The organism is Variovorax sp. VaC1 (assembly GCF_043658315.1).
GTDB lineage: Bacteria > Pseudomonadota > Gammaproteobacteria > Burkholderiales > Burkholderiaceae_C > Variovorax.
Genome location: NZ_JBIGLT010000013.1, coordinates 1 through 8,353, shown reverse-complemented (window position 1 = coordinate 8,353; position 8,353 = coordinate 1). Strand labels below are relative to the sequence as shown.

Sequence of the window (8,353 nt, the reverse complement as noted above, 5' to 3'; positions counted from 1 at the left end):
CCTGGACCTGGTGGTCAGCCTCCTGGCCATCCTGAAGGCCGGCGCCGCCTACGTCCCCCTGGATGTGGACTACCCCAGGGACCGCCTGGCGTTCATGCTGCAGGATGCCGCGCCGGTCTGCATGATCAGCAACCGCGCCACCGCAGCGATGTTGCCCCAGGCAACGCCCACCCTGTGCCTGGACGAGCCCGCCCTCATCGCGCAGCTGGCCTCGGCGCCCCTTGCCAACCCCTCCGACCACGACCGCGTCCGGCCACTGCGTCCCGCCAACCCCGCATACGTCATCTACACCTCAGGGTCCACCGGAAGACCCAAGGGCGTGATCACCACGCAGCGGAACGTCGGCAACCTGGCCTTCGATCCACGTTGGCAAGATGCCGGTCGAGCCACGGTGCTTCAGCACTCGCCCCATACATTCGATGCTTCCACATTCGAACTGTGGATGCCGCTGCTGCGTGGGGGACGAGTCGTTCTTGCGCCAGCCCAGGCACTCGACACGCGCATCCTGCGCCGCCTTGTTTCCCAGGAGCAGGTCACGACGCTCTGGCTGACAGCAGGCCTTTTCCACCTTTTTGCGGAAGAAGACCCTTCGTGCTTCACCGGGCTGCAGCATCTTCTCGCCGGGGGCGACGTGTTGCAGCCTTCGGCCATTCGGAAGGTTCTCGGACATTGCCCCTCGCTGGTCGTCACGAACGGCTATGGCCCCACAGAGACGACGACCTTTGCGGCACTTCATTCGCTTCGTGAGCCTGAGCCCGACGATCGAAATGTCCCCATCGGCTCTCCACTGGGAAATACCCAGACGTATGTGCTTGATGCGCTGCTGCGGCCGGTGCCCGCGGGTGTGACGGGTGAGCTGTACATCGCGGGCGCGGGCCTGGCGCGCGGCTACCTGAACAGGGCCGGCCTGAGCGCCGAGCGCTTCGTGGCCAATCCCTTCGGCCCGCCGGGCAGCCGCATGTACCGCTCCGGCGACCTGGCGCGCTGGCGAACCGACGGCGTGCTCGACTTCCTCGGGCGCGCCGACCAGCAGGTCAAGATCCGGGGGTTCCGCATCGAGCTCGGTGAGATCGAGGCCGCACTGTCTCGGCAGCCCGGTGTCGCTCAGGCCGCCGTCATTGCCCGTGAGGACACCCCCGGCCACAAGCAGCTGGTGGGCTATGTCGTGGCAGATGCCGGACAGAGCATCGACACCGCAGGCATGCGCCGCGCCCTCTCCGACGATCTGCCCGACCACATGGTCCCCGCGGCCCTCGTCGTGCTCGATACCCTGCCCCTGACGCCCAACGGCAAGCTCGACCGCAAGGCACTGCCCGCGCCCGACTTCACGCCACGCAGCATCCGCGCACCGCGCACTCCCCAGGAGCAGACCCTGGCCACCCTCTTCGCCGAGGTCCTGCGCCTGCCCCAGGTGGGCATCGACGACAACTTCTTCGACCTTGGCGGCCACTCGCTGCTGGCCACCAAACTCGTGAGCCGCGTGCGCTCCGTCCTCGCCATCGAGCTGGCCATCCGAACCCTGTTCGAGGCACCGTCCGTCGCCCAACTCGCACACAGGCTGGGCGAAGCACAGGCCGCACGCACGACCTTGCAGCCGATGGCCAGGCCCAAGCAGATTCCGCTGTCTTTCGCACAGCAGCGTCTGTGGTTCCTGCATCGCCTGGAAGGAGCCAGCACCACCTACAACATCACTCTGGCACTGCGACTGGCGGGGCACGTCAATGACGCAGCACTCGAGCAGGCGTTGAACGATGTCGTGAGCCGACACGAGAGCCTGCGCACCGTCTTCCCCGACACGGACGACATACCGCAGCAGATGATTCTTGCGCCGGAGACTGCGCAACTGGCATTGCAGGTGCGCGACGTGTCCGAGGCGGCCCTGCCACAGCACCTGGTCGAGGCCACTGCACACGGCTTCGACATCGCACGCGAACTCCCGATACGTGCCCGCCTGTTTCATCTGGGCGCCGACCAGCATGTTCTGTTGCTGCTGTGCCATCACATCGCCAGCGACGGATGGTCGCTCGCGCCGCTGGCAAGCGACCTCTCGATCGCTTATGCCGCACGCCTGCAAGGCAAGGCTCCTGCATGGGCCGCACTGCCGGTGCAGTACGCCGACTACACGCTGTGGCAGCGTGAATTGCTGGGCGACGAGCGCAACTCGAACAGCATCGGCGCACGCCAGTTGGCCTACTGGCAACGGACTCTGGCTAACCTTCCCGAACAATTGGAACTGCCGACCGACAGGCCACGCCCGGTCATCTCCTCGCATGCAGGCGGAACAGCCACTCTTCAGCTCGATGCCGAATTGCACCAGGGACTGCTGACCCTTGCACGCGAGGGGCAAGCCAGCCTGTTCATGGTGTTGCAGGCTGCGCTGGCCGCACTGTTTACCCGAATGGGTGCAGGCACCGACATCGCACTGGGCAGCCCGATCGCGGGGCGCACGGATGAAGCGCTCGACGACCTGGTGGGCTTCTTCCTGAACACCCTGGTGCTGCGCACCGATACTTCCGGCAACCCGAGCTTCCGCGAGTTGCTGGCACGCGTGCGCGAGACCGACCTGAGCGCCTACGAACATCAGGACCTTCCGTTCGAGCGCCTGGTCGAAGTGCTCAATCCGACCCGCTCCATGGCGCGTCATCCTCTTTTTCAGGTTTCGCTGGTCTTTCAGAACAACGCCAGGACCAGCTTCACGTTGCCAGGCCTGGAAATCCAGACCCAACCCATTGGCCTGAGCACCGCCAAGTTCGATCTGTCCTTCACCTTGTGGGAGCAGCCCGACAAGGCGGGCAAGGCCCAAGGCATTGCAGGCCGCGTCGACTTCGCCACGGATCTCTTCGACCTCGCGACGGTGCAGTGGATGCTTCATCATTTCGAGGCACTGCTTCGGGTCGTGGCCTCCAATTCGGCGACAACGCTCTTCCAGATTCCGCTGCCGAGCCTCGCTTCCGCAAGCGCGGGGGGGCCGCTCTCCCAAAGGCCGACGCAGGCATTCACAAGAATCGACCGCCACGAGATCGATCAGAGCTTGACCACCCGATTCGAAGCACAGGTCCACCGCGCTCCCTCGGCTGTCGCCATCACGCATGACGGCATTTCGTGGACCTACGACGATTTGAACCGGAAGGCCAATGGCATCGCCAACAAACTCCAGCAGAGCCTGAGCCGGAACACCGGCCGCGTGATGCTCCTGTTCAGCCATGGCGCCGACATGGTGGCGGCCATGCTGGGCGTCCTGAAGTCGGGAAGGAGCTACGTTCCCCTGGACCCTCTGCATCCGGCAGACAGGCTGAGATTCATCGTCGAGGATTCGGAAGGTGAAGCGCTGCTTTGCGAGCCGGGGCTGCAGGCGCTTGCAACGACCGTTTGCGCTGCCAGGCAAATTCCGGCATTCGATCAATCGCTCATTCCGCCGGCCAGCAGCTGTGCCACCCAACGCCATCCGGGCAGCGAAACCTATGTGCTCTACACATCGGGAACGACGGGTCGGCCAAAGGGTGTCGTTCAGGTCGACCGCAACGTCCTGCACTTCATTGCCGCATACACCAACGCGCTTCATCTGAATGCCACCGACCGATTGACGCTTTTCAGCTCCTACGGCTTCGATGCTTCGGTCATGGACATCTACGGCGCACTCCTGAATGGGGCCACGCTCAGCATTCACGACCTGCGCCAGGTGGAGTTCACCCAGCTTCATGACTGGCTGGAGGCACAGCGCATCACCGTGTGGCATTCGACGCCGACGGTGTTCCGGCTTGCCGCCAACGGCTTTCAAGGCCGGAAGTCTTCTTCGACGCGATTGATCATTCTTGGCGGTGAAGAAGCTGCGCCGTCGGATCTGAAATTGCTGCGGGAGAACTTCGAGCCCGACTGCCTTCTCGTCAACGGATACGGGCCAACCGAATCCACCGTAACGGCGCAGTTCTTCGCCAGTGCCCGCACAGAGATTCAAGGCACCCGGCTGCCCATTGGCCATCCCGTCGAATCCACGCAAATCGCTCTGCTGGGTCCGGATGGGCAACCGACGGATCTTTTTGGCGAGTTGGCCATCTGCAGCGAGTACGTCGCGCGCGGCTACCTGAAGCGCCCCGACCTGAACGCCGAGCGCTTCATGGCCAACCCTTTCGGCCCGCCGGGCAGCCACATGTACCGCACAGGTGACCTGGCGCGCTGGCGACCCGACGGCCTGCTCGAGTTCCTCGGGCGCGCCGACCAGCAGGTCAAGATCCGGGGCTTTCGCATCGAGCCCGGCGAGATCGAGGCGGCTCTCACGCGCCAGCCTGGCGTCGCGCAGGCTGCCGTCATTGCCCGCGAAGACGTACCAGGACACAAGCAGCTCGTGGGCTATGTCGTGGCAGCAGCCGGGCAGAGCGTGGGCGCCTCGGCCTTGCGCCACGCGCTGGCCGATGGCCTCCCCGACTACATGGTGCCCGCGGCCATCGTGGTGCTCGACGCACTGCCGCTCACACCCAACGGCAAGCTCGACCGCAAGGCCCTGCCCGCGCCCGACTTCACGCCACTGAGCATTCGCGCGCCGCGCACACCGCAGGAAGAGATCCTTGCGACGCTCTTCGCCGAGATCCTCGGACTCGCACAGGTAGGCATCGACGACAACTTCTTCGACCTCGGTGGCCACTCGTTGCTGGCAACCAAGCTCGTCAGCCGCGTGCGCTCGGCCTTGGGCCTGGAGCTTTCCATCAGGGCATTGTTCGAGGCGCCGACGATCGCGCAACTGGAACCCAAACTGAAAAATGCACCGCCGGCGCGCAAGGCCTTGCGCGTCATGCCCAGGGTCCAGAGCCCGACGGGAAAAGCCACCGCACTCGATGAGTGACGGACTCGCACAAGCCGCCAACGACAGACATTCCGCATGATCCCCCTCTCCTTCGCGCAACAGCGCCTGTGGTTCCTGCATCGCCTGGACGGTCCCAGCGCCACCTACAACATTCCGATCTGCTTGCGACTGGCAGGACGTGTGGACGACAACGCGCTGGAGCAGGCACTGTGTGATGCGGTCGTGCGCCATGAGAGCCTGCGCACCATCTTTCCCGACACGGACGACCTGCCTCAGCAAGTGGTTCTTCCGGCGGAGTCCACCAGGCCGACCATGGAGGTGCTCGATGCGTCCGAAGCGGCGCTTGCAGCGCAACTCGCCAGGGCCGCGGGCCACTGCTTTGAGATCGCGAGCGAGATTCCGATTCGTGCATGGCTGTTTCATCTGGGCGCCGACCAGCATGTGCTGCTGCTGCTGTGCCATCACATCGCCAGCGACGGCTGGTCCGCCGCACCGCTGGCGCGCGATCTGCGCACGGCCTACGCCGCGCGTTTGCAGGGCAATGCGCCCACATGGGCGGCGCTGCCTGTGCAGTACGCCGACTACACGCTGTGGCAACGCGAACTGCTGGGCGATGAGCTTGACCCGGACAGCACCAGCGCACGGCAGTTGGCCTACTGGCAGCGCACCCTGGCTGGCCTGCCCGAGCAACTGCAGCTGCCCACCGACAGGCCGCGCCCGGTCGCCTCCAGCTATCACGGCGAGCACCTGCCGATCCTGATCGACACACCGATCCATCAGAAGCTGGCCGTCCTTGCCCGCGAAAGCCAGACAAGCCTGTTCATGGTCCTGCAGGCGGCATTGGCAACCTTGTTCACCCGCATGGGAGCAGGCACCGACATCGCACTGGGCAGTGCCATTGCGGGCCGCACCGACGAAGCACTGAACGATCTCATCGGCTTCTTCGTCAACACGCTGGTGCTACGCACGGACACCTCGGGCAATCCGAGCTTCCGGGAGTTGCTGGCACGCGTGCGCGAAACCAACCTGAGCGCCTACGAACATCAGGACCTTCCATTCGAGCGGCTCGTGGAAGTGCTCAATCCGGTGCGCTCCATGGCGCGCCATCCGTTGTTCCAGGTCTCGCTGGTTTTCCAGAACAATGCAAGAACCCTCTTCGCACTGCAGGACCTGGAGGTCAGCGCGCAACCCCTCGGTCGGAGCACCGCCAAGTTCGATCTGTCATTCACCTTGTGGGAGCAGTTCGACAAACAAGGGAAAGCCCAGGGAATTGCCGGCCGCATCGAATTCGCGACGGACCTGTTCGATCGGCCCACCATCGAGGAACTCTCAGCACGCCTGCAGCGCGTGCTGGAGGTCATTGCAGTCGATCCCTCGCAACCCATCGACCACATCGAGATCCTGCAGCCCGGGGAACGCGCACGGATCCTCCTGGACTGGAACGACACCGCGCACCCCGTGCCCGAAGCGACCCTGCCAGCGCTCTTCGAGCAGCAGGTGGCCCGCGCGCCAGACGCCATCGCCCTCGTCTTCGAGGACAGCACGCTGACCTACGGCGAACTCAATGCGCGCGCCAACCAGTTGGCCCACCACCTGATCGCGCAAGGTGTAGGCCCCGAAAGCCTCGTGGCACTCGCCTTGCCGCGCTCTCTGGAGATGGTCGTCAGCCTGCTGGCCATCCTCAAGGCCGGGGGTGCCTACCTGCCCCTGGACGTGGACTACCCGAAGGACCGATTGGCCTTCATGCTGGAGGACGCCTCGCCGATCTGCATGATCAGCGACAGCGCCACCGCACGGTTGCTGCCCCCGGGCGTGCCTACGCTCTGCCTGGACGATACGTCGCTCACAGCCTTGCTGGAAGCCGCGCCTCTTGCCAACCCCACCGACCACGACCGCGTCCGGCCGCTGCGCCCCGCCAACCCCGCATATGTCATCTACACCTCCGGATCCACCGGCAGGCCCAAGGGGGTTGTGGTCTCTCATGCCGGCGTATCGAGCCTCAGCGCCAGCCAGGTTCAGCACCTGAACCTCCATCGCGGATCACGGGTCTTGCAGTTTGCATCGCTGAGCTTCGATGCGGCCTTCTGGGAAGTTGTGCAGGCCCTCCTGTCCGGCGCGGCGCTCGTGCTAGCCCGAGCGCATGACTTGCTGCCTGGAGACGCGCTCGCTGCGACTGTTGCCAAGCATCGGGTCACGCATCTGACCATCCCTCCGATTGCGTTGGCCGCGCAGGAGTCCGGAGGATTGCCAGGCGATCTGAATCTGGTCATTGCCGGAGAATCGGGCACTGCGCAACTGATCGAAAAATGGTCGCATGGCCGGCGACTGATCAATGCCTATGGCCCCACCGAGGCAACGGTGTGCGCCACCATGAGTGCACCGCTCTTCGGGCTGGAAAATCCCCCGATCGGGCACCCGATCTCGAACACGCAGGTGTATGTGCTGGACGCGGCACTGCAGCCGGTGCCCGCGGGCGTGCCCGGCGAGCTGTACATCGCGGGCACGGGCCTGGCACGCGGCTACCTCCAGCGCCCGGGCCTGAGCGCCGAGCGCTTCGTGGCCAACCCCTTCGGCCCACCGGGCAGCCGCATGTACCGCTCCGGCGACCTGGCGCGCTGGCGAACCGATGGCGTGCTCGACTTCCTCGGGCGTGCAGACCAGCAGGTCAAGATCCGGGGGTTCCGCATCGAGCTCGGTGAGATCGAGGCAGCCCTCTCTCGGCAGTCTGGTGTCGCTCAGGCCGCTGTCATCGCGCGCGAGGACGCACCAGGACACAGGCAGCTGGTGGGCTATGTCGTGGCAGATGCCGCCATCGACACCGCAGCCCTGCGCCGTGCGCTGGCCGACACCTTGCCCGACTACATGGTCCCCGCGGCCGTCGTCGTGCTCGATACCCTGCCCCTGACCCCCAACGGCAAGCTCGACCGCAAGGCACTGCCCGCGCCCGACTTCACGCCGCGCAGCATCCGCGCACCGCGCACCCCCCAGGAGCAGACCCTGGCCACCCTCTTCGCCGAGGTCCTGCGCCTGCCCCAGGTGGGCATCGACGACAACTTCTTCGACCTGGGCGGCGACAGCATCAGCTCTATCCTGCTGGTCAGCCGTGCACGCAAGGCCGGCCTGGTCATCACCCCGCGCAACATCTTCCAGCACCAGAACGTGCAAGCCCTGGCAACCATTGCGTCCCCGGTAGAGACACAAAGCGCCCAGCTCGACGTGGCCGTCGGTCCGCTGGCCCCGACACCGATCGTCCAGTGGCTGCTGGCACGCGGCGGCCCGATCCGCCAATTCAACCAGTCGATGCTGCTGCAAGTGCCCTCCGGCATGCAGGAGCAGCACCTGGCAACCGCCTTGCAGGCCTTGATGGACCGCCACGACGGGCTGCGCCTGCAACTCACGAACACAACCGCCAGCGCGGCATGGAGCCTCCATGTCCAGCCCATCGAAGCGGTCAAGGCGCAACAGTTCCTGCAACGCGTCGACATGATCGGCCTGCACGAGGAAGGTCGCCAGGTGCTCGTGGCGCAGGCCTCGCGCGACGCCGCGGCACGCCTG

At 65.4% G+C, this 8,353-nt stretch carries 2 protein-coding genes; both read left to right on the top strand.

The window, feature by feature from the left end; genetic code table 11:
• Positions 1-10: 10 nt before the first annotated feature.
• A complete protein-coding gene (locus ACGLHS_RS32135; protein WP_394486049.1) occupies positions 11-4,837 on the top strand; it encodes an amino acid adenylation domain-containing protein in 4,827 nt (1,608 codons plus the stop codon).
• A gap of 36 nt (positions 4,838-4,873) precedes the next feature.
• The coding region (locus ACGLHS_RS32130) for an amino acid adenylation domain-containing protein (protein WP_394486046.1) at positions 4,874-8,353 on the top strand (3,480 nt) is incomplete at its 3' end.